The organism is Enterococcus sp. JNUCC 77, assembly GCF_054819945.1.
The window spans coordinates 1,663,138-1,686,964 of record NZ_JBTHIG010000001.1 but is presented as its reverse complement, the minus strand read 5'-3'; the positions used below and the strand labels follow the sequence as shown (position 1 = coordinate 1,686,964).

The 23,827-nt window shown below is 35.9% G+C and carries 23 protein-coding genes; 21 read left to right on the top strand and 2 right to left on the bottom strand.

Translation table 11 applies throughout. The annotated features are described in order from the left end of the window. Positions 1-10: 10 nt before the first annotated feature. Positions 11-544 carry a nucleoside tri-diphosphate phosphatase gene (gene ntdP, locus ACVWNY_RS08300; protein WP_218324949.1) on the top strand — a complete coding sequence of 178 codons (534 nt, stop codon included), beginning with the start codon at positions 11-13 and terminating at the stop codon, positions 542-544. A gap of 36 nt (positions 545-580) precedes the next feature. Here the strand turns inward: ntdP and ACVWNY_RS08295 are convergent, their stop codons facing one another. Beyond that, positions 581-1,015, bottom strand: coding sequence for a GNAT family N-acetyltransferase (locus ACVWNY_RS08295; RefSeq protein ID WP_218324950.1), 435 nt, complete (start codon positions 1,013-1,015; stop codon positions 581-583). Positions 1,016-1,102: 87 nt separating this feature from the next. Between ACVWNY_RS08295 and ACVWNY_RS08290 the strand changes: the two genes are divergently transcribed. The 4 genes from ACVWNY_RS08290 to ACVWNY_RS08275 all read left to right on the top strand — a co-directional run bounded on the left by ACVWNY_RS08290 (position 1,103) and on the right by ACVWNY_RS08275 (position 7,126). Then, on the top strand, positions 1,103-2,230 hold the full coding sequence (locus ACVWNY_RS08290) for an AI-2E family transporter (protein WP_218324951.1): 1,128 nt from the start codon (positions 1,103-1,105) through the stop codon (positions 2,228-2,230). A gap of 97 nt (positions 2,231-2,327) precedes the next feature. After that, positions 2,328-3,701 carry a hemolysin family protein gene (locus ACVWNY_RS08285; RefSeq protein ID WP_218324952.1) on the top strand — a complete coding sequence of 458 codons (1,374 nt, stop codon included), beginning with the start codon at positions 2,328-2,330 and terminating at the stop codon, positions 3,699-3,701. A gap of 140 nt (positions 3,702-3,841) precedes the next feature. Next, positions 3,842-5,419 carry a peptide chain release factor 3 gene (locus tag ACVWNY_RS08280; protein ID WP_218324953.1) on the top strand — a complete coding sequence of 526 codons (1,578 nt, stop codon included), beginning with the start codon at positions 3,842-3,844 and terminating at the stop codon, positions 5,417-5,419. A 75-nt stretch (positions 5,420-5,494) separates the two neighbouring features. After that, positions 5,495-7,126: a glycosyltransferase family protein gene (locus ACVWNY_RS08275; protein WP_218324954.1), complete on the top strand. Its 1,632-nt coding sequence runs from the start codon at positions 5,495-5,497 to the stop codon at positions 7,124-7,126. Positions 7,127-7,143: 17 nt separating this feature from the next. Here the strand turns inward: ACVWNY_RS08275 and ACVWNY_RS08270 are convergent, their stop codons facing one another. Then, positions 7,144-9,381: an ATP-dependent Clp protease ATP-binding subunit gene (locus ACVWNY_RS08270; RefSeq protein ID WP_454071854.1), complete on the bottom strand. Its 2,238-nt coding sequence runs from the start codon at positions 9,379-9,381 to the stop codon at positions 7,144-7,146. 410 nt (positions 9,382-9,791) lie between these two features. On the opposite strand from ACVWNY_RS08270, the gene ACVWNY_RS08265 reads away from it, so the two are divergent. From ACVWNY_RS08265 to ACVWNY_RS08190, 16 genes are all read left to right on the top strand, one after another. Beyond that, complete coding sequence (locus ACVWNY_RS08265; RefSeq protein WP_218324955.1) at positions 9,792-10,058, top strand: phosphocarrier protein HPr; 267 nt, start codon at positions 9,792-9,794, stop codon at positions 10,056-10,058. Continuing rightward, positions 10,058-11,785: a phosphoenolpyruvate--protein phosphotransferase gene (gene ptsP, locus ACVWNY_RS08260; protein WP_438719792.1), complete on the top strand. Its 1,728-nt coding sequence runs from the start codon at positions 10,058-10,060 to the stop codon at positions 11,783-11,785. Before ACVWNY_RS08265 ends, ptsP begins: the two co-directional genes overlap by 1 nt. A gap of 117 nt (positions 11,786-11,902) precedes the next feature. Continuing rightward, positions 11,903-12,943 (top strand): LTA glycolipid anchor biosynthesis glycosyltransferase, IagA/BgsA family, encoded by a 1,041-nt coding sequence (locus ACVWNY_RS08255; protein WP_218324957.1) that lies wholly within the window; start codon positions 11,903-11,905, stop codon positions 12,941-12,943. Positions 12,944-12,961: 18 nt separating this feature from the next. After that, positions 12,962-14,191 carry a glycosyltransferase family 4 protein gene (locus ACVWNY_RS08250; RefSeq protein WP_454071218.1) on the top strand — a complete coding sequence of 410 codons (1,230 nt, stop codon included), beginning with the start codon at positions 12,962-12,964 and terminating at the stop codon, positions 14,189-14,191. Positions 14,192-14,219: 28 nt separating this feature from the next. Further along, complete coding sequence (locus tag ACVWNY_RS08245) at positions 14,220-15,083, top strand: NAD(P)-dependent oxidoreductase (protein WP_218324959.1); 864 nt, start codon at positions 14,220-14,222, stop codon at positions 15,081-15,083. A 93-nt stretch (positions 15,084-15,176) separates the two neighbouring features. Further along, on the top strand, positions 15,177-15,407 hold the full coding sequence (locus ACVWNY_RS08240; protein WP_218324960.1) for a YkuJ family protein: 231 nt from the start codon (positions 15,177-15,179) through the stop codon (positions 15,405-15,407). A 123-nt stretch (positions 15,408-15,530) separates the two neighbouring features. Continuing rightward, entirely contained in the window at positions 15,531-16,694 is a 1,164-nt protein-coding gene (locus tag ACVWNY_RS08235; protein ID WP_218324961.1) for an SAM-dependent methyltransferase, read from the top strand. A 221-nt stretch (positions 16,695-16,915) separates the two neighbouring features. Further along, positions 16,916-17,356: a fatty acid biosynthesis transcriptional regulator FabT gene (gene fabT / locus ACVWNY_RS08230; RefSeq protein WP_218324962.1), complete on the top strand. Its 441-nt coding sequence runs from the start codon at positions 16,916-16,918 to the stop codon at positions 17,354-17,356. 2 nt (positions 17,357-17,358) lie between these two features. Further along, a complete protein-coding gene (locus ACVWNY_RS08225; RefSeq protein ID WP_218325439.1) occupies positions 17,359-18,318 on the top strand; it encodes a beta-ketoacyl-ACP synthase III in 960 nt (319 codons plus the stop codon). A 45-nt stretch (positions 18,319-18,363) separates the two neighbouring features. After that, a complete protein-coding gene (locus ACVWNY_RS08220) occupies positions 18,364-18,591 on the top strand; it encodes an acyl carrier protein (RefSeq protein WP_218324963.1) in 228 nt (75 codons plus the stop codon). A gap of 54 nt (positions 18,592-18,645) precedes the next feature. After that, positions 18,646-19,590: an ACP S-malonyltransferase gene (gene fabD / locus ACVWNY_RS08215; RefSeq protein ID WP_218324964.1), complete on the top strand. Its 945-nt coding sequence runs from the start codon at positions 18,646-18,648 to the stop codon at positions 19,588-19,590. Next, positions 19,574-20,305: a 3-oxoacyl-[acyl-carrier-protein] reductase gene (gene fabG, locus ACVWNY_RS08210; RefSeq protein WP_454071217.1), complete on the top strand. Its 732-nt coding sequence runs from the start codon at positions 19,574-19,576 to the stop codon at positions 20,303-20,305. Before fabD ends, fabG begins: the two co-directional genes overlap by 17 nt. A gap of 16 nt (positions 20,306-20,321) precedes the next feature. Then, entirely contained in the window at positions 20,322-21,548 is a 1,227-nt protein-coding gene (gene fabF, locus ACVWNY_RS08205; protein WP_218324966.1) for a beta-ketoacyl-ACP synthase II, read from the top strand. A 6-nt stretch (positions 21,549-21,554) separates the two neighbouring features. Beyond that, on the top strand, positions 21,555-22,022 hold the full coding sequence (gene accB, locus ACVWNY_RS08200) for an acetyl-CoA carboxylase biotin carboxyl carrier protein (RefSeq protein WP_218324967.1): 468 nt from the start codon (positions 21,555-21,557) through the stop codon (positions 22,020-22,022). 9 nt (positions 22,023-22,031) lie between these two features. Beyond that, positions 22,032-22,454 carry a 3-hydroxyacyl-ACP dehydratase FabZ gene (fabZ, locus tag ACVWNY_RS08195; protein WP_218324968.1) on the top strand — a complete coding sequence of 141 codons (423 nt, stop codon included), beginning with the start codon at positions 22,032-22,034 and terminating at the stop codon, positions 22,452-22,454. A gap of 6 nt (positions 22,455-22,460) precedes the next feature. Beyond that, on the top strand, positions 22,461-23,825 hold the full coding sequence (locus ACVWNY_RS08190) for an acetyl-CoA carboxylase biotin carboxylase subunit (RefSeq protein ID WP_218324969.1): 1,365 nt from the start codon (positions 22,461-22,463) through the stop codon (positions 23,823-23,825). Positions 23,826-23,827 lie beyond the last annotated feature (2 nt).

The window sequence follows — 23,827 nt, the reverse complement described above, 5'->3', positions numbered from 1 at the left end:
AAGGGTAGCTATGAAGATTCCAAAAGAAGGAGAGTTTATAACCATCAAAAGTTATAAACACGACGGCAGTTTGCATCGAACGTGGCGCGATACCATGGTATTAAAGACAAGTGAGTGTTCAATTATCGGCCTAAATGACCACACGTTAGTGACAGAGTCAGATGGGCGTAGATGGGTCACTCGAGAACCAGCGATTGTTTATTTTCACCAAAAATACTGGTTCAATATTATAGCAATGATCAGAGAGAAGGGCGTATCCTATTATTGTAATCTAGCTTCACCTTATTTATTAGATGAAGAAGCTTTGAAGTACATTGACTATGACTTAGATGTCAAAGTGTTTCCTGATGGGGAAAAACGTCTATTAGACGTTGATGAGTACGAAGCTCATAGTAGACAAATGCATTACTCGAAAGAAATTGATTTTATTTTGAAAGAGAATGTTAAGATTCTTGTCGATTGGATTAATAATGAAAAAGGTCCATTTTCTGACGGCTATATTGATATTTGGTATGACCGCTACCAGCAATTGTCGCGGAAATAAAATTAAAACGTTGAGGCAGATGCCCCAACGTTTTTTTTATATATCTTTTCTCATGTGTATATGGTCAAGGTTTGCATCTAAAAAGATATCTCCATAGCTTTGATAACCACGTTTTTCATAAAAGCCTTCTGCAGTTAACTGGGCACTTAACTCAATCGTGGTGAATTCCTGCTCTTTAGCAAATCTTTCGACTTCATCAATTAACTTTTCTCCTAAATGCTGTCCTCGATAATTTGGTAAAACAGCCATTCTTTGTAATTTTGCAATGGTTTCTTCTAAGGGAAGTAAACGAACAGTCGCAATTGGCTGCCCATCTGCTAAATATAAAACAAAATGGATACTGTAAGCTTCATCTTTATCGACTTCAAAATCCAAAGGAACATTCTGCTCATCTACAAAAACTTCATGACGGATGCGTAAAGCGTCCAAATAAATATCGCTCATCGTATCTCTGGTAATTAAAATTTTCATATTTTTCTTCCTTTCACACTCTGACGCTAAAATAATTTGCGCAACTGTTGTATACTATAAACTAAATTCTAAGAAAGGAGTAGATAAATGTTTGAAAAAGTAAAAAGTTCAAAATTAATGTTTTGGTCCTTAGAAATTTTAATCATTGCTTGTTTGATTTTTATTTCTAGTAAAATTGATTTCATTTTCCAACCGATTGGCACTTTTTTTACTACTTTATTTGCGCCATTATTAATTGCCGGATTTTTATATTATTTATTAAATCCTCTGGTGCATTTGTTAAACCGTATAGGTTTGAACCGGACCTTATCTGTTGTTTTGATTTTGTTATTGTTGGTAGGTTTGATCGTTTTAATTATTTTAAGCATTATCCCTAGCTTGGTTACGCAGATTATTTCATTAACGTCGAGCATACCTTCATTTATGAATGATATGCAAAATTGGTTGCGAGAAACTGCCGATCAAGCATCAAAATATCCGCTATATAAAGAACTAAAGATTGATCAATACATTAATAATTTAGATGTATCATACGGTACCATTATACAGCAGTTCTTAGAAGGTCTGACTAGCGGTTTGGGATCGGTGATTGGAAAAATTACTTCAATTGTAATTTTGGCGATTACAGTGCCGTTTGTTTTATTTTATATGTTAAAAGATGGTCACCGGTTAGTCCCCAGTATTTCTCGCGTTTTCCCAGAAAATCAACGAGAAAATATCAGTAATCTTTTAGGAGAGTTAAATAAAACTTTGTCTAGCTATATTAGTGGACAAGCCATCGAGTGTTTATTCGTGGCTACTTTTACCTTTTTAGGCTATTTGTTAATTGGTGTGGATTATGCTTTCTTATTTGGTGTAGTTGCTGGCTTAACCAATTTAATTCCCTATCTAGGACCTTATTTAGGCTTAGCACCAGCGCTAGTTTATACGTTCTTCTCAGGTAGCCCGACTACCGCTTTACTATGTATTTTAGTAGTATTAGTGGTTCAGCAGGTTGATGGGAATGTGATTTACCCTAATGTTATTGGTAAAACTTTAAATATTCATCCGTTAACAATTATTATTATCTTGTTAGTTGCTGGAAATTTATCTGGTGTTTTGGGTGTATTTTTAGGAGTACCAGTTTACGCGATTTTAAGAACCATCGCTGTCTTTTTTATTCGAATTTTCAAAGAGAGTCGTCAAGAGCAAAGAGAACAAGAGTTTTTAAATTAATCGAGATTTAATTGCATAAAAATAAGCGATATGATACGATTTATCTGTGGCCTTGTGCCACTTTTTTTACACTTTATTTTAAGGAGCGAATGCAATTATGAACGCTGACCCCGATAGTCAGTCGATAATCTTGGAGATTGCTTTATTGGTAGTCTTAACCTTGATTAATGGATTTTTAGCTGCGGCTGAAATCGCTGTTGTTTCTGTTAATAAAAACCGTGTAGAGCAAAAAGCCGAAGAAGGCAATAAGAAATCACAAAAATTATTACAGATTATCCGAGACCCTAATAACTTTTTATCTACGATTCAAGTTGGTATTACCTTAGTAAATATCTTATCTGGGGCATCTCTAGCTGAAAGCTTGACGAGATCTTTGACACCTGTTTTAGGTGGCACAACAGTTGCCCGAACAGTTTCCTATGTGATTGTCATGGTTTTTCTAACTTATGTCTCAATCGTATTTGGAGAACTTTATCCAAAACGAATTGCTATGACTAAGACAGAGGAAGTAGCTCAATTTACTTCAGTTGTAGTAAGAAAATTAGGGATTATCACGAAGCCGTTTGTTTGGTTATTAACTGCTTCAACCAATTTATTGGCGAAAATCACGCCGATGACTTTTGATGATGAAGATACGAAAATGACTCGTGATGAGATGCGCTACATGTTAGAAACAGAGGGCGTCTTAGATTCCGATGAAATTGAAATGCTTCAAGGGGTATTTGACTTAGATACAAAGGTTGCCCGTGAAGTTATGGTTCCACGAACAGATGCATTTATGATTGATATCAATGATCCCGTTGGTGAAAATATTGATGAGATTTTAAATGAAAGCTACTCACGTATCCCTGTTTACGATGATGATCGGGATAAGATAATCGGTGTAATTCATACGAAAACAATTTTAAAGGCAGCCCGTCAAGTTGGTTTTGATAATGTCAACTTACAAAAAATTCTGCAAGAACCATTATTTGTTCCAGAAACAATCTTTATCGATGATTTATTATATGAGTTGAAAAAGACTCAAAATCAAATGTCTATCCTACTTGATGAATATGGTGGCATGGTGGGATTAGTGACTTTAGAAGACCTATTGGAAGAAATCGTTGGTGAAATCGATGATGAGTCTGATGAGGTTGAAAAACTTTACGAAAAAATTGATGAGAATGAATACTTCATTAACGGAAAAATGTTAATCGATGATTTTAACGAAGTTTTCGATACTACTTTACACATGAGCGATGTCGATACGATGGCAGGTTATTTAATTACTGCCTTAGGAACAATTCCTGATGAAGGAGAAAAGTTGTCATTTGATGTTGATAACGTTACTTTGATTTCTGAAGAGATGGAAGGATCACGAATCATGACATTAAAAGCTATTTTTCATCCTGAATTAGCCGAAGTCGAGCCTGAAGAAGATCGTCGTCATTTCAGTAAAGAGTTTGAAGAAGATGAACCAAGAAGATAAAGTAAAAGAAACAAAGTCTCAGACTTTGTTTCTTTTTTTGGGCTTTTACTAAAAAGCTATCATTCAACTTTCCTTAGTTATGTTAATCATGCTATACTAATTGGGTTGAAATTTTAGTCAAATGAATGGAGTAAAAATATATGAACAATCCTAATTTAGTCGAAGAAGTCGATCGTCGTCGTACCTTTGCGATTATTTCCCATCCGGATGCCGGGAAAACGACAATCACGGAACAATTATTATTATTTGGTGGAGCGATTCGCCAAGCTGGAACAGTTAAAGGTAAAAAAACGGGCAATTTTGCCAAATCTGACTGGATGGATATTGAAAAACAACGGGGAATTTCTGTAACCAGTTCGGTAATGCAATTAGATTACGATGGAAAACGAGTAAATATATTAGATACTCCTGGACATGAAGATTTCTCTGAAGATACTTATCGGACATTGATGGCTGTCGATAGTGCCGTGATGGTAATCGATAGCGCTAAAGGGATAGAAGCCCAAACTAAAAAATTATTCCAAGTTGTTAAGCGGCGTGGTATTCCAATTTTTACCTTTATTAATAAATTAGACCGAGATGGTCGGGAACCTTTAGAATTATTGGAAGAATTAGAAGAATTATTACAAATTGAGTCTTATCCTATGAATTGGCCAATTGGTATGGGAAAAGGTTTAGAAGGCTTGTATGATATCTACAATGAACGAATTGAATTCTACCGTCCTGAACGTTATGAAGGAGAAAAATATATTACTTTAACTGATGGAGAAATTGCTGGCGATCATCCACTAAAAGAGCAATCAATCTATGAAGATGTTTTAGGTGAAGTAGAATTAGTCAAAGAAGCTGGTGATCAGTTCGATCCAGAAAAAATTGCAAAAGGTGATCAAACGCCCGTTTTCTTTGGCTCAGCTTTAACCAATTTCGGTGTTCAGACATTTTTAGAAACTTTTGTTAATTTAGCTCCTAAACCATATGCCCATAAAACAGAAGACGGAGAAGCTGTTTCTCCTTATGAAGAAGAACTTTCAGGTTTTGTTTTTAAAATTCAAGCCAATATGAATCCGAATCATCGTGACCGGATTGCTTTTGTCCGAATTTGCTCAGGGACTTTCGAACGAGGCATGGATGTCACGTTAAATCGGACTGGGAAAAAAATGAAATTAAGTAATGTGACACAATTTATGGCAGATGCTCGGGAAAATGTTGAGGAAGCTGTAGCAGGTGATATTATTGGTGTCTATGATACAGGTAATTATCAAATAGGTGATACCATTTATGAAGGTAAGTTGAAAGTTCAGTATGAAGAATTACCTTCTTTTACGCCAGAATTATTTATGAAAGTTACCGCCAAAAATGTCATGAAACAAAAATCATTTCATAAAGGTATTTATCAGCTGGTGCAAGAAGGTGCCATTCAGTTGTATAAAACATATTTAACGGATGAATATATTATTGGTGCTGTTGGACAATTACAGTTTGAAGTTTTTCAGCATCGGATGTTAAATGAGTACAATGCTGAAGTTGTTATGACGCCGATGGGACATAAAATTGCCCGTTGGATTGATCCAGAGCAGCTAGACGAACGAATGAGTTCTAGTCGAAACATCTTAGCTAAAGATCGTTTTGATCAGCCACTGTTTTTATTCGAGAATCAATTTGCGATGCGTTGGTTTTCAGATAAGTACCCTGAGGTTGAATTGAAGAGTCTAATGTAATAAAATAAAAAATTATCAGTAAGTTTAAAGCTTTACTGGTAATTTTTTTATTCTTGGTAAAACAAGGAGGAAGCAATGAAGAAAAAAATAACGATCATGTTTATTTTCTTATTTTTTAGCATGATTTATGTGGCACCTTTATTTATTAGGTCTGGTCTGGTTCATTATAATAATCAAGATGCATATTTTCATTTAGCACGAATTGATGGTTTGGCTACCGTTTGGAAAAGTCCCATCAATTTTATTAGTTTTCACCAAATTGGCTCAGATGTAAATCAGTTTTACCCGTGGCTACTGATTTACCCCGCTTATATTTTTAAAGTTATCACTGGGAGTACTATTTTAGGATATAAGTTATATATTTTATTGGTGACTTTCTTTACTATGCTGATTGCTTATTATTCCATGAAATCAATCAAAAATAATGGGAAGACAGCTTTAATTTTTAGCCTAATTTATACTTTTTCTAGTTACCACAGTACTGATTTATTTTATCGAGGCTCATTAGGTGAATTTCTAGCAATGACTTTTTTGCCGTTAGTATTAGCAGGAGCCTATCAAGTCTATTATGGCGATGAAAAACGGTGGAAATTGTTAATGATTGGCATGAGCTTATTGGTCTACAGTCATGTATTGTCAGTTTTTATGGTAGGGATATTGTTGTTTTTATTTGCCATTTTTAGCTTTTATTTTTGGGATAAAAAAATTTTGCGACTATTAGCCATTGCAAAAGCTGCTTTAGGAACCGGCTTACTTTCTCTAGGTTTTGTAATCCCGATGCTGCAGCAAAATGCCTGGCAAGAAATTTATTCTCCAACTACTAATTTAATTAATGGCATTAACTTGTCGGAATTATTGAAAAATACTATGTTGAATAACATAAATGGTTATAGTATTGGTGCGGTACTTTTTTTTGGAATTTTAATTACCTTTTATAATTATAAAAAATTAACTAAAGTAGACTTAGCAATTTACATAAGCGGGATTATTTTATTTTTATTTGTGTCTAATTTATTTCCTTGGCATTTTATCTCAACGACACTGTTAGTCAGAATTCAATTTGCCTGGCGCTTAAGTACTTTTGCAACATTGTTTCTTGCCTATGGCTTAAGTGTTGGCTTAACACCAAATAAGAAAATTGAGTTGCCATTCTTTATTTCATTAATAGTATTAGTGGTTGGCTTGAATACTTTTTCTGTATACAATATATACAAATCACCGAGTGTGTATAATTTAGCGGCCGAAGCAAGCGATGAGCGAGTTATTTTAACTGATGAAATTTCGGGAATTTGGAAAAATCAAATGTTTTTTGATTATGTCAGTGTGGCTGCTCAAGAAAATAGCAGTTTGGTTATACCTTATGCTTTTGTTTTAAATAAAGAGCAGATTCATCCAGAGGTAAAAAACCATGGAGATTATGTGACGATTAGTTATGATAATCAAGAAGGAGCTGGACAATTAGAAACGCCTTTTTTAAAATACTTAGGTCAGCAAGCAACTCTAAATGGAAAAAAAGTCGCTACAGAAATTTCTTCTTTTGGGACAACCGGTCTAGCTATTGTAAAAGGACAAAATGAAATTACGATCCAGTATCATTATACGAATGTTGCCATCTTTTCAGCTTTTATTAGTTTTATGACTCTTATAGGTTTTATCTCGTGGGAAATATTTTTAATTTATCAACGAAAAAAAGATGATGGTCGCTAGGCCATCATCTTTTTTGGTTATTCTTCTTTTGTCGCAGTATCTTCTTTAGCCAAACGTTCTGGTTTAGAAGTAATCACGATCCGATCATCCTTATCAAGTTTTGCTTTTAATTCATGAATTGTTGGATGATCTAAATAAAACTCGGCAATCCCGTCTTCGATATTTTCTTGTATTGTCCGACGCAATGGACGTGCACCCATTGCAGGATCGTATCCTAATTCAACCAATTTTTCTTTGACATTTTTCGGTACATCAATCGTAATTTTTTGTGGTGCCAACATTGCGTTGACATCATCTAGCATTAAGGAAACAATTTCCATTAGGCCTTCTTTAGATAGAGTACCAAATTCTACAATCGCATCAAAACGGTTTAAGAATTCTGGTGCAAAGAAATTGTTTAATTGTCCTAAGACTGAGCGAGTGACGCCATCTTTAGCAGCACCAAAACCAACGTTAGCTTCGATTTTACCAGTTCCGGCATTACTTGTCATAATAATGATTGTATCTTTGAAGCTGACAGTTCGACCTTGAGAGTCAGTCAAACGACCATCATCTAAGATTTGTAAAAACATGTGAAGTACATCTGGATGTGCTTTTTCAATTTCATCTAATAAAATTAAGCTATATGGATGACGACGTACTTGTTCAGTTAATTGACCGGCTTCTTCGTAACCAACATAGCCTGGAGGAGAACCGATTAATTTAGAGACACTGTGTTTTTCCATATATTCACTCATGTCAAAGCGAATCATTGATTCATCAGAACCAAACAATTCTTTCGCTAATTGACGAGCTAATTCAGTTTTACCAACACCGGTTGGTCCAACAAATAGGAATGAACCGATTGGACGATTTTTCTTATTTAAACCGACCCGGTTACGACGAATCGCTTTCGCCACCTTATCAATTGCTTCATCTTGACCAATGACATGTTTTTTCAAATCATCAGATAAGTTTTTCAACTGTAGTTGTTCTTTTTCCTTTAGTTCGCCAACAGGAATACCAGTACTTTTTTCGATAATTTCTTCCATGTCTTTTTCAGTAATGACAGGAGTTTCTTCGTCGGTTAATTGTTTTTCTTTCATTTTTTGTAATTTATCGATTTGGTCACGATAATAAGCAGCCTTTTCAAAATCTTCTTGTTGAGAAGCATATTTCTTTTGTTCTTCAGCTTCAGCTAGTTTTTTATCGATCGTTTTTGGATCAACCAATTGAATAGTTAAATTTTTCTTTGAACCAGTTTCGTCTAACAAATCAATAGCTTTATCTGGTAAAAATCGATCTTGCACGTAGCGATTTGAAAGTTCAGCTGCAGCAACAATTGAATCATCTGTATATTTCACATGATGATAATCTTCATAGCGAGGTTGTAAACCTTTCAAGATTTCAATCGTTTCTTCAACAGAAGGTTCTTCCACTCGAACAGGTTGCATCCGACGTTCTAATGCCGCATCTTTTTCAATAATACGGTATTCATTTAAGGTAGTTGCGCCAACCATTTGTAATTCGCCACGAGCTAAGGCTGGTTTCAAGATATTTCCTGCATCCATATTGCCATCTCCGGCAGCACCAGCGCCAACAATTTCATGAACTTCATCAATAAATAAGATGATATTTTCAGCAGAGCGAATTTCTTCGATTAATTTTTGCATCCGTTCTTCGAATTGTCCGCGAATACCAGTACCTTGAACTAATGAAGCCACATCTAAACGAATGACTTCTTTGTCCATTAGTTTTTGAGGAACGTCACCGTCAACAATTTTTTGTGCTAAACCTTCAACTACAGCTGTTTTACCAACCCCAGGTTCACCAATTAAAACTGGATTATTTTTTGTCCGTCGATTTAAAATTTCAATCACACGTTGAATTTCATCATCACGGCCTACAACCGGATCGATGTCACCATCACGTGCTTGTTTTGTAATGTTAATACCATATTCATCTAGTAGTCCACCGCCACCATTACGAGGGGGTTGATTGTTCAATCCATTTCCGCCACCAAATTGTGTTGGTGGTGTTTGATCAGGTTGACCTTGTCTACCTTGGTTCATTTGGTTAGACATATTACGGAATAAATCATCTAAACTACCAAATCCAAAAGGATCATTTTGGGCCATTTGCGGAGCACCTCCACTTGCTTGATTTTTTAATTTTTGATAACAACTTTGGCAATAATCTAGTTGCTTATTTTGTCCATTGACGTTTGCATATAAATGAATTGTTGCCTCGTTTATATGACAGTTTTGGCAAAGCATCGCATTCACCCTTTCAGTATTTTCTTTTATTTTACAACTAGCAAGGGCGTACGTAAAAAGATACGCTGTAAAAGTTGCGGCCATAAGTTTGACTTTCACTGACCTTGAGTTTATTATACTGACTTTAAATTTAAAATCAAGGGTTTTGCTCAAAAAATTAGCACTTGGATCAAAAGAGTGCTAAATAGCATATTTATAAATTTTTATGAATGATTAAAAAGAAACAATAATTATTTTTTTGCCGCAAGCCGAAAAGAAAGGGGATACATTAATTTGAATTTATTTAATTAAAATTGTTGTATCAAAATTCAAAAAATGGTAATCTAATGAAATGAAGGGCTAAGGCTAAAGGTGTTTTAAAAGCCCTAACATAAATTTTACTTTCTTAATTATAAAGGAGAATGGTCAAGATGGAAAAACAAGATTTTCACGTAGTAGCTGAAACAGGTATTCACGCGCGCCCTGCAACATTATTGGTGCAAGCAGCAAGTAAATTCAACTCAGATATTAATTTAGAGTATAAAGGTAAATCTGTTAACCTTAAATCAATCATGGGCGTAATGTCTCTTGGTGTTGGTCAAGGCTCTGATGTTACTATCTCTGCTGAAGGTGCTGACGAAAAAGAAGCAATCGAAGCGATCGTAGAAACTATGAAGAAAGAAGGACTATCTGAATAATGGTTGAAATGCTAAAAGGTATTGCCGCTAGTGACGGAGTTGCCGTTGCGAAAGCTTACTTGCTAGTACAACCGGATTTGTCTTTTAAAAAGAATAATATTGAAGATGTGGCTGCCGAAGAAAAGCGTTTAGATGACGCTTTGGCAGCTTCTTCTGCAGAATTACAAAAAATTCGGGATAAAGCAGCAAAAAGCTTAGGTGAAGAAGAAGCACAAGTATTTGATGCACATTTAATGGTATTATCTGATCCAGAAATGATCGGACAAATTAAACAACACATTACTGATAATAAAATCAATGCAGAAAGTAGCTTGAAAGAAGTTACTGATATGTATATTGGTATGTTTGAGGCAATGGATGATAACGCTTATATGCAAGAACGGGCAGCCGATATTCGTGACGTTGCTAAACGTGTCTTAGCACATTTAATGGGTGTAACATTACCAGATCCGTCAATGATTGATGAAGAGGTTGTCGTTGTGGCTCATGACTTGACTCCAAGTGATACAGCCCAATTAGACAAAAACTTTGTAAAAGCTTTCGTTACTGATATTGGCGGTCGTACTTCACATTCTGCAATTATGGCTCGTTCTTTAGAAATTCCTGCTATCGTGGGAACTAAAGAAATTACTGCCAAAGTTAAAGAAGGCGATCAGTTAGCGGTTAATGGTATCGCTGGTGAAGTTATTGTTAATCCAACCGAAGACCAAGCCAATGATTTTATCAAAGTTGGCGAAGCCTATGCTGCTCAAAAAGCAGAATGGGAAAAATTAAAAGATGCTGAAACAGTTACGGCTGATGGTAAGCATTTTGAATTAGCTGCAAATATTGGTACGCCAAAAGATTTAGCAGGTGTTCACGCTAATGGCGCTGAAGCTATTGGTCTATACCGTACAGAATTCTTATACATGGATGCACCAGATTTTCCAACTGAAGAAGATCAATTTGAAGCTTACAAAGCAGTTATTGAAGGTATGGATGGAAAACCTGTCGTTGTTCGGACTATGGACATTGGTGGAGATAAAGAACTTCCTTATTTGAAATTACCGCATGAAATGAATCCTTTCTTAGGTTACCGGGCATTACGAATTAGTTTATCTGAACTAGGTGATGGTATGTTCCGTACACAATTACGGGCATTATTACGCGCTTCTGTTTTTGGAAACTTACGGATTATGTTCCCAATGGTAGCTACTTTGAAAGAATTTAGAGCAGCTAAGAAAATTTATGAAGAAGAAAAAGCTAAATTGATTTCAGAAGACGTAAAAGTTTCTGATACAATCCAAGTAGGGATTATGATTGAAATTCCTGCGGCAGCTGTTTTAGCAGATAAATTTGCTAAAGAAGTTGATTTCTTCAGTGTTGGTACCAACGATTTAATTCAATATACAATGGCTGCAGACCGTATGAACGAACAAGTTTCATACTTATATCAACCATACAACCCATCAATTCTACGTTTGCTTAAAAATGTTATTGATGCAGCACATGCTGAAGGTAAATGGGCCGGTATGTGTGGTGAGATGGCTGGCGATCAAACAGCTGTGCCGATTTTAATGGGTATGGGTCTGGATGAGTTCTCAATGAGTGCCACTTCTATCTTAAAAACACGTAGCTTAATGAAACGTTTAACAACAACAGACATGCAAGAACTTGCTGAAAAAGCATTAAATGATTGCGATACAATGGAAGAAGTTGTTGACTTAGTAAATCAATACGTAAAATAATCATCTAAAGAGTATTGTCTGAAAAAGACAATGCTCTTTTTTTTTGAATTCAGTCTCTGGTTGGAGCGTATAAAAATCTGGCTATGGTATAATGGGTTTTGATTACAGGAGGTTACCATGAAAATATTATTATATTTTGAAGGCCAAAATGTCATTGGGAAATCTGGGATCGGTCGAGCTGAGGCCCATCAAAAAAGAGCATTACAATCAGTCGGAATTGATTTTACTACGAATCCTAAAGCGGAAGATTATGATATCTTACACGTGAACACCTATGGACCGAAGAGTTATCAATTAGTGAAAAAGGCAAAGAAAAATGGCAAGAAAATTATTTATCATGCCCATTCAACAGAAGAAGATTTTCGTAATTCTTTTGTAGGATCTAATCAAATGGCACCGCTATTTAAAAAATGGCTGGTATCTTTATATCAAGAAAGTGATTTTATTATTACGCCAACATCATACTCGCGAAAGTTATTGAAAAATTATGGGTTAAAACAACCAATTGCAGCAATTTCAAATGGGATTGACCTACGAAAGTATTACCCTGATGAACGAAAAAGAACGCTCTTTCGTGATCACTTCAAATTAACGGCTAGTGACAAAGTAATTATTTGTGTTGGCTTGTTTTTTGAACGAAAAGGAATTATTGATTTTGTAGAAATCGCAAAGAACATGCCAGATTATACTTTTATTTGGTTTGGTCATGTTCCAATGGCATCAATTCCCCATAAAATTCGTAAAATCGTGAAGAAAGATCATCCTGAAAATGTCATTTTCCCTGGGTATATCAACGGTGATATTATAGAAGGGGCCTATTCTGCGGCTGATTTATTTTTCTTTCCTTCTTATGAAGAAACAGAAGGTATTGTTGTCTTAGAAGCTTTAGCTAGTCAGCAACAAATTTTAGTCAGAGACATACCAGTCTATGAAGGCTGGCTGAAAAATGGTTATAATTGTTACATGGGTCATAATAACCAAGAGTTTCAAGAGTTAATCAGGAAAATTACCGAGAAAAAATTACCGAATGTAAGTTTAGCAGGATTTAGGACTGCCCAAACAAAAAGTATTAATGAGATTGGTAAAGAATTGCAAACCGTCTATCAATCAGTACTGGATCTACCTTATAACCATGAAATTTATCGACGGATTATGTGATAGCTTGGAGGAAGAAGTGTGAGAATTGGATTTTTTACAGATACTTATTTTCCGCAAGTCAGCGGAGTATCAACATCTATTCGAACGTTGAAAATCGAATTAGAAAAATTAGGTCATGAGGTTTACATATTCACGACGACTGATCCCGATGCTTTGGAATTGGAAAAAGATATCGTGCGTATGCCAAGTGTCCCTTTTGTCTCATTTAAGGATCGCAGAATAGTTGTTCGAGGAATGTGGTTTGCTTATCAAGTGGCCAAAGATTTACAATTGGATTTAATTCATACCCATACAGAATTTGGGGCTGGCTTTTTAGGAAAAATGGTGGCTAATCGTTTAGAGATTCCAGTGATTCATACTTATCACACTATGTATGAGGATTATTTACATTATATTGCCAATGGAAAAGTTGTTCGACCAGGTGCAGTTAAATATTTTATTGGCCGCTTTGTTAACCATTCAACCGGAGTCGTGTGTCCCAGTGAACGGGTGGTAAATACCTTGAAACGTTACGATGTGAATATCCCGATGAAGGTGATTCCGACTGGGATTGATATAAAACAATATCTGCGGCCAGATATTACTAAGGAAATGACCGATCAGTTACGCTTAGATTTAGGAATTTCATCTGATGAAATAATGGCGTTGTCATTGAGCCGTATTTCATATGAGAAAAACATCCAAGTGATTGTCAAACAGTTTCCTGAAGTACTTGAAGCTTTACCAAATGTTCGATTGGTAATTGTGGGAAAGGGTCCTTATCGTAAAGATTTGGAAGAAATGGCTGAAGATTTAAACATTTCGAAATCAGTTGTTTTTACAGGGGAAGTTCCCCATGAAAATGTTTCGCTCTATTATCATGCAGCGGATTATTTTGTAAGTGCATCAACGTCTGAAACACAAGGACTAACATATGCAGAAGCGATTGCATCCGGTTTGCAATGTTGTGTGGAAGGCAATGAGTATCTCAATCAATTATTTGATAAACCTTCCTTAGGTGTTACTTATAAAAATGATCAAGATTTTGCTAAAACATTTATTGAATATGTTCAGAGTAATATTTCTATGAATACGTCAGATCGGGCACAGAAGTTAAAAGAGATTTCAGCTGAAAAATTCGGTGAAGATATGCAAGATTTTTACCAAGAAATGCTTGTTCATTATCAACTTGAAACAGAAAATAAAACAGCACCTGTAGAAAAGGTAAGAATGAAATTAACTTCATTGAAAAATTCTAATAGCAAGTAAAAAAAATAGAAACATGGAGGAAGTTAAGATGAAAATTGGATTTATCGGCACTGGTGTCATGGGACAATCAATTGTTAAACATTTTTTAGCAGCAGGACATGAGGTAGCGGTATATAACCGGACAAAGAGCAAAACAGATGAATTAGTCGCTAAGGGAGCTGTTTGGCAAGATACACCAGCAAAAGCTACTGAAAGTAGTGAGGTAGTTTTTTCAATGGTTGGCTATCCAAGTGACGTTGAAGAGATTTATTACGGCGATAATGGTGTCTTTAGTGTAACTGTGAGAGATAAAGTTTTAGTTGATTTAACCACTTCTTCGCCCAGTTTAGCTGAGAAAATTTATCAAACTGCTAAAGAAGCTGGCGCTGAAAGTTTAGATGCACCAGTTTCTGGTGGCGACTTAGGGGCACAAAATGCCACCTTAACAATCATGGTTGGCGGCGACCAAGCAACCTTCGATAAAGTAGTACCATTATTTGATATCATGGGTAAAAGTTATTCTCTTCACGGTAGTGCTGGCTTGGGTCAACATACTAAAATGGCCAATCAAATTATGATTGCTGGAACAATGACTGGTATGACGGAGATGTTAGTCTATGCTGATAAAGTGGGATTAGATTTAAATAGTGTGATTGAGACTTTAGGCGGTGGCGCAGCATCAAATTGGTCATTGGCAAATTATGGTCCCAGAATTTTAAAACAAGATTATTCACCGGGCTTTTTTGTTAAACATTTTATTAAAGACTTGAAAATTGCTTTGGATGAAGCCAAAAAAATGAATTTAGATCTACCGGCCACTGAACTAGCTACTGAACTTTACGAAAAATTAGCAGCTGATGGTTTTGAAAATTTAGGTACACAAAGCTTAATCAAACTATGGTGGAAAGACTGAACAAATAAATTGAAATAAATTGTCGAAAATCAATGCATAAATTAGATGGATTTGATACAATATACAAGAATTAATTGGAAAGGGGGCATCTAGATGAAACATTCACAATTAGTTGCCATTATTAAGCGTTTGGAAGCAATGACAGAGTCAACTGACAGCGAAGTACAAGTAAGACGTTTTGAAAAAGAAGGCGTTGAAAAATGTACTGTAACATATGATAGTTCAACCGAAACTTTCGAATTAACAGAATCTGACAGTAAGCAATCTTACCAATTTGATAATATCGATATCGTTGCGATGGAGATTTACGATTTGATTCAATAGTTTAGGAACAAGCCTGAAAATATGGCTTGTTTTTTTTGTAAAAATTTCCCGGAAATTCGCTGCAAAATATTTGTAAAATTTTTCATTTCCAGTCATTATATATATAGTAATGGAGGGAAAAAAATGTTAGAAAAAGAAGTATATAATCAATTATTTAAACCATCATTTTCAGAAAAAACCGAAGTTACCTTTTGGGACGGTTCAGTAAAAGAATATGGTAACAATGACGGTGAAACAGTTTTTAAAATTAAATTTAATGAAAAAATTCCAGTTAAAGATTTAACTAACAATGCTTCGCTTGCGCTAGGTGAAGCCTATATGAGTAAGAAAATCGAAGTTGAAGGTAACATACAAGCTTTAATTTACGATGTCTATAAGCAAGCCAATGGTTTTTTTGCAAATAAAAATTTTAAAAAATGGTTACCAAAAGAAAAGCATACAAAGAAACAAAGTAAAGAAGATATTCACAGTCATTATGATTTAGGCAATCAGTTTTATGAGCTGTGGTTAGATCCAACAATGACTTATTCATGTGCTTATTTTGAAACACCGCAAGATACCTTAGAGCAAGCACAAATAAATAAAGTTCATCACATCCTAAATAAATTACATGCCAATCCTGGTGAAACACTATTGGATATTGGCTGTGGCTGGGGTACGCTTATTTTAATTGCTGCTAAAGAGTACGGTTTAAAATCAACGGGAATCACTTTAAGTGAAGAACAGTATGACCATATTCAAAAAATTATAAAAGACGAAAAATTAGAAAATCAAGTCTCTGTTTATTTGATGGATTACCGCGATATGACAGATAAATTTGATCATATTACTAGTGTAGGTATGTTTGAACATGTCGGTAGTGAAAACTTAGGTGAATATTTTACTAAAGTAAATGATTGCTTGAAGCCTGAAGGAACAGCACTTATTCATGGAATTAGCCGTCAACAAGGCGGCGCAAAAAATGCATGGATTAACAAATATATTTTTCCAGGCGGATACATTCCAGGTGTGACTGAGATCGTTGGGCACATTACAGAAAATGATTTGCAATTAATTGACTTAGAAAGTTTACGCCGAGATTATCAATTAACTTTAGAACACTGGACTGAAAATTTCCATCAAGTTAAAGATAAAATCGTTGCTAAAAGTGATGAAAGTTTTTACCGCATGTGGGATTTATACTTGCAGGCTTGTGCAGCATCATTCCAATCAAGTAACATTGATGTGGATCAGTATTTATTAGTTCATGCTAATAATAATTCGATTCCAATGCATCGTAACGTATAAAATTTATAAAAAGTGACGTAAGTTAAAAGACTTGCGTCACTCTTTTTTTTGGTTAAAATTAACTTGGATATCAAAGTAATTAATACAGCTGATACGTGTGTGAAGTTGCTTCCATTAAGATTTTAAATAAATTTTAAAGAAATAACCTTGCATTCACAAATGATTTAAGATATAGTTTGAGAGTCAAATGATTTGATAATCAAACTAATTAGGTGAGGGTCATGGAACATAACTGGGAAGAATTAAATACCTACTTGGTTTCAATCTTTAATGACGTTTTGTCGATTGAAGAAAATGAACTAAAAAAATCACAGTTTAGTGATTTGACGATTACTGAAATGCATACGCTTGATGCGATTGGCATGTATAAGAAGAAAACAACTACTGAAGTTGCAAAAGAGTTATTAGTGACGGTAGGAACTTTGACCACGTCGATCAATCGTTTAGTAAAAAAAGGTTATGTTGATCGGATCCGTAGTGAAGATGATCGTCGGGTAGTAAAATTAGCATTAACAAAAAAAGGGAAGCTAGTCTTTCGAGTTCATCAGCATTTTCATCGTGAAATGGTGAAACGGGCGATTAAAGATTTAAATGATGACGAACAAGAAGTATTCTTACGAGCTTTAATAAATTTATACAGTTACTTAGAGGAAATCAAATGAGTATGAACCAATATGGGAAAATTACCGCAACCGCACGTTATTTACCAGATAAAGTTGTAACCAATGATGACTTAACTAGTTTTATGGAAACTTCTGATGAATGGATCGCCAGTCGAACTGGTATCAGACAACGCCATATTGCGGTTGAAGAAAATACGTCAGATTTATGTTTAAAAGTTGCTGAAAAATTAATTGCTCAGGCTGCTATATCGGCTGAAGAAATTGATTTTATTATCGTTGCTACGATGTCGCCAGATTATACATGTCCTTCGGTAGCTTGTATGGTTCAAGGACAACTAGGTGCTCATAATGCAATGGCATTTGATATTAGCGCAGCTTGTTCTGGTTTTGTCTATGCTTTGACAACTGCCGAGAAATTTATTCAAGGCGGGATGCAAAAAGGCTTAATTATTGGCGGCGAAAAAATTTCAAAATTGCTTGATTGGAATGATCGTGGTACATCGGTATTATTCGGTGATGGTGCAGCAGGAGTTTTATTAGAAGCAAGTTCTGAACCAGGCATTTTAAAAATGTCGCTGGAAGCTGACGGACAAAGAGCACAAAGCTTGACCTCTGGTTATCACAATAGTCAGAATGTTTTTGAAATGGAAGAAAAAGATAGTTATTTACAAATGGATGGTCGCGGTATTTGGAATTTTGCAATGAATGATGTGACGAAAAGTTTGAAAAAATTTATTGCTGATGAACCAACGGTGGATTATTATTTATTCCATCAAGCAAACAAACGAATCATCGAAAAAATGGCGCGAAAATTAAAAGAACCAATTGAAAAATTTCCTATGAATCTAATGAATTATGGCAATACATCAGCTGCTAGCATTCCAATTTTATTAGATGAATTAGTTGAACAACAAGTCCTTCAATTAGGAGGCAACCAAACTGTGTGTCTAACTGGTTATGGCGGCGGCTTAACGTGGGGTAACCTACTTGTCCAGCTGTAATGAGTTAAAAATATTAAAATTAAAAATTAAGTGGAGGAACTTATAATGACATTTGAAAAAATCCAAGGAATTATTGTTGAAGAACTAGGGGTAGAAGCAGACGAAGTGAAATTAGAAACAAATATCCAAGAAGACTTAGAAGCAGATAGCTTAGATTTATTCCAAATCATCAATGAAATCGAAGACGAATTTGACGTGAAAATCGAAACAGAAGACGGAATTGCTACTGTAAAAGATTTAGTTGAATACGTTGAAAAGCAACAAACTGCATAATCAATAAAATTTTAGGCTAGGCTTAGGCCTGGTCTTTTTTTCTAGGAGATTAATATGAAAACTGCTTTTTTATTTAGTGGCCAAGGGGCACAATATGTCGGCATGGGTCAAGAATTATACAATCAAGAGCAAATTGTAAAAGATACCTTCACTGAAGCGAGTGATTTACTAGGTTTTTCAGTCGCTGATTTATGCTTTACGGAAAATGAGCAATTAAATGAAACAAAATATACACAACCCGCAATTTTAACTGTTAGCACTGCTTTTTTACGTTTATTGAAGTCAAAAGGCTTTACAGCAGATGCTACTGCAGGTTTAAGTTTAGGAGAATATACGGCCTTAGTTGCTAGTGGAGCGTTAGATTTTTCTGATGCGGTAAAACTTGTTCATAAGCGTGGTCAATATATGGCAGAAGCAGCGCCAACCGGAAGTGGAAAAATGGTCGCTGTGATGAATACGCCAGCTGAAACAATTGAAAAATGTTGTAAAGAAGCTAGTGAATTTGGGATTGTCACACCAGCAAACTATAATACACCACAACAGATCGTTATTGGTGGCGAAGTTGCAGCAGTTGAAAAGGCCGAAGAATTATTAACTGCAGCAGGGGCTAAGAGAATGATTCCATTAAATGTGAGTGGTCCTTTTCACACCGCTTTGTTAGCATCGGCGAGTGATCGATTGGCGGAAGAATTAAAAACTATTACATTTAAAGAAATGGACATTCCAGTCATTTCTAATACGACTGCTGAAATCATGCAGCAGGATCAGATTAAAGCACTATTAACTAAGCAAGTAATGTCACCTGTCCGTTTTAGCGACAGTATTGTGACTTTAAAAAATATGGGTATTGAACAAATGGTGGAGATTGGTCCAGGTAAAACCTTAACTGGCTTTATCAAAAAGATTGATCGTGCCATTGCCACAAGCCGAGTAGAGGATTCTAAAACTTTAGAACAAACCATCACATTTTTAGGAGGGTCAAATGGAGCTAACCAATAAAGTTGTTTTAGTAACTGGTAGTAGTCGAGGCATCGGTTGGAGTGTTGCTGAAGCATTTGCTAAGAAAGGTGCCAACATTGCTTTAAATAGCCGTAGCCAAATGGCACCAGAAAAGATTCAGGCAATTGAAGCACTTGGGGTAAAATGTATTTCAGTGACTGGCGACATTGCTTCTTACGAAGATGCAACTGCTATGATAAAGGAAACTGAAGAACAATTAGGCTCAGTCGATGTACTAGTTAATAATGCTGGGATAACCAACGATAAATTATTATTGCGCATGAAGCCAGAAGAATTTGCAGCTTGTATTGATGTGAATTTAAAAGGTACGTACAATATGACGCAACAAGTTTTAAAGAAAATGATGAAAAAGCGTGAAGGGGTCATTATTAATATGGCCAGTGTAGTTGGTTTAATCGGGAATGGTGGTCAGAGCAACTATGCAGCAAGTAAAGCTGGCGTAATTGGTTTCACTAAATCTGTTGCTCGCGAAGTTGCCCCTCGAGGTATCACTTGTAACGCGATTGCACCGGGATTTATTGTGACTGATATGAGTAATGAATTAAGTGATGCAGTTAAAGAACAAACCATCACCCAAATTCCATTACAACGTTTTGGAGATAGTCAAGATGTCGCTGATGCAGCTGTCTTTTTAGCAGAAAGTCCTTATATCACTGGACAAGTGCTAAATATTGACGGCGGAATGGTAATGTAAGAAAGGATTGAACAAAATGAATCGAGTAGTTATTACAGGTTTTGGTGTCACTTCTCCAATTGGAAATGACGAAGAAACATTTTTAAATAGTTTGAAAACAGCAAATAACGGAATTGGTCCAATTACTTCTTTTGATGCTGAAGAAACTGGTGTTACTTTAGCTGGTGAGGTTAAAGATTTTCCATTAGAAAAATATTTCGTCAAAAAAGATACGAAACGGATGGAAAAATATTCACTTTATGCAATTTACGCAACACTAGAAGCGATGGCTATGAGTGGTATCAATACGGAAGAAGAAAACATGGAACGTTTTGGTGTCTTAATTGGTTCAGGAATTGGTGGCTTGGGAACGACACAAGACCAGGTAATCAAAATGGATCACAAAGGCCCAGCTCGAGTGTCACCAATGTTTGTTCCTTTAGCAATTGTCAATATGGCTGCCGGAAATGTGGCTTTAAGAATTGGTGCAAAAGGAATTTGTTATAGCCCAGTTAGTGCTTGTGCTAGTGGGACGCATTCAATCGGTGAAGCTTTCCGCAATATTAAACACGGTTACTCAGATGTGATTGTGGCCGGTGGAGCCGAATCTTGTATTAATGAAATCGGAATTGCGGGCTTTGCAGCTTTAACGGCTTTAAGTACGGCCACTGATCCAGATCAAGCATCAATTCCTTTTGATAAAAAACGGACAGGTTTTGTGATGGGTGAAGGTGCTGGAGTCTTAGTCTTAGAATCTTTAGAACATGCTCAAGCACGTGGAGCCAATATTTTAGGCGAAGTTGTTGGTTACGGTGCTACTTGCGATGCATATCATATGACTTCACCATCACCAGATGGTAATGGGGCAGCTAGAGCAATTACAGAAGCAATTACAGAAGCTGGTATTTCTCCAACGGATGTTGATTATGTAAATGCTCATGGAACAAGTACACAAGCTAATGAAAAAGCAGAGAGTAAAGCAATTGTAGCAGCTTTATCAAAAGATACTTATGTTAGCTCAACAAAATCAATGACTGGTCATTTATTAGGTGGAGCTGGCGGGGTCGAAGCGGTAGCAACATTAATGGCTTTACAGCATCAATTTATTCCACCAACTGCTAACGTTACTGAATTAGACGAAGAAGTGGAAGCAAATATTGTTGTAAACGAAGCTAAAGATGCGAAGGTAAACTACGCAGTCAGTAATTCACTGGGCTTTGGTGGTCACAACGCAGTGATTTGCTTGAAGCGTTGGGAGGATTAGAAGTTAATGGATATCCAAGGTGTAAAAGATTTAATGAATCAATTTGATCAATCTTCACTAACTGAATTTGACTTACGTGAAGGCAATTTTGAATTGTACATGAATAAAAATAAAACGAGCCGTCAAGTGCAAACAACCAACAATGAAGTAGCCACAGAAGGACCAACATCTGTGACCCCATCAGTTGTCGAAACAACCGAAACCATTGTTGAAACGGTTGAAACAACAGTACCAAAAACTGGCGATATTATTTCTTCCCCAATTGTTGGGGTGGTGTATTTAAAACCGGCACCAGATCAATCAGCCTTTAAAGACTTAGGTGATACTGTCAAAAAAGGCGAAACCATCTGCATTATTGAGGCGATGAAATTATTAAATGAAATCACTTCTGAATTTGATGGTACAATTACCGAAATTTTAGTCGAAAACGAAGAAGTTGTTGAATATGGTCAACCACTCTTCAGAATTAGTTAGGAGAAAATTATGCTTACAATCGAAGAAATTAAAGAAATTATTCCTCATCGCTACCCTATGTTATTAATCGATCGGGTGGAAGAATTAGAAGCTGGAAAAAGTATTAAAGCCAAGAAAAATGTTTCTATGAACGAACCATTTTTCCAAGGTCATTTCCCTCATGAACCAGTAATGCCAGGGGTGTTAATTATTGAAGCAATGGCGCAAGCTGGCGCAGTTGCTTTGCTTTCTTTGGAAGATTTCAAAGGCAAAACTGCTTACTTTGGCGGTATTGATAAAGCAAAATTTAGAAGAAAAGTTACACCAGGAGATACATTAATCTTAGAAGTAGAACTAACAAAGGTAAAAGCCAATGCTGGAATGGGCAAAGGAATCGCATATGTTGACGGTAAAAAAGTCGCAGAAGCGGAATTAACCTTTATGATTGGATAGGTGTCTATGTTTTCAAAAATTTTAATTGCTAACCGTGGCGAAATTGCGGTTCGTATTATTCGCGCTTGTCGTGAACTAGGAATTCAAACAGTCGCAGTTTATTCTGAAGCAGATCGAGAAGCGTTGCATACAGAAATGGCTGATGAAGCTATTTGTATTGGTCCAGCGCGATCGACTGACTCCTATTTAAATATGCAAAGTATCTTAAGTGCTGCTATTGTGACAAACGCTGAAGCGATTCATCCAGGCTTTGGTTTTTTATCAGAAAATAGTTTGTTTGCAACTATGTGTCATGAATGTAATATTAAATTTATTGGTCCATCGGAAAAAACAATTGACGCGATGGGAAATAAAATACATGCCCGTCAATTGATGCAAGCAGCAAAAGTGCCAGTTATTCCTGGAAGTGACGGAGCAATCTCAACCTTGGCAGAAGCAGAAAAAATTGCTGATGAAATCGGCTATCCTGTGATGTTAAAAGCTGCTGCTGGTGGCGGCGGTAAAGGTATTCGAAAAGTTCAAACTAAAGATGAGCTAGAAAAGTTGTTTATGGCTGCTAAAGCCGAAGCAAAAGCGGCTTTTGGTGACGACTCGATGTATTTGGAAAAAATTATTTTTCCTGCCCGTCATATTGAAGTTCAGATATTAGGTGATTCTTTTGGTCATGTTATTCATTTAGGAGAACGTGATTGTTCTTTACAGCGAAATAATCAAAAGGTTTTAGAAGAAGCGCCTTCAATTGTATTAGACCAAAAAACCCGTGATGAAATCGGCGGGATTGCTGTTAGAGCTGGGGAAGCTGTAAATTATGAGAGTGCGGGAACCATTGAATTTTTAAGAGATATGGATGGGCAGTTTTATTTCATGGAAATGAATACGCGAATCCAAGTCGAGCATCCAATTACAGAAATGATTACGGGAATTGATATTGTTAAAGAGCAAATTAAAATTTCCAGTGGTGAACCTTTAGAAATTCAACAAGCAGAAGTTACTTTCAGTGGACATGCGATTGAATGCCGGATCAATGCGGAAAATCCTGCTTTTAACTTTGCGCCATCACCAGGAACAATAAAGACTTTATTATTGCCAAGTGGTGGTTTAGGTTTACGAGTAGATTCAGCGATGTATAGTGGGGTGACAATTCCTCCATTTTATGATTCAATGATTGCAAAAGTAATTGTCCATGGGGAAAATCGTTTTGAAGCATTAATGAAAATGCAACGGGCACTGGGAGAATTTGTTTCGGAAGGTGTTATTACCAATGTTGATTTTCAAATGGACTTAATTAGTCACCCCAACGTTCTTGCGGGAGACTATGATACAAGTTTTTTACAAAATAAATTTTTACCGGAGTGGCAAGAAAGCGAGTAGGA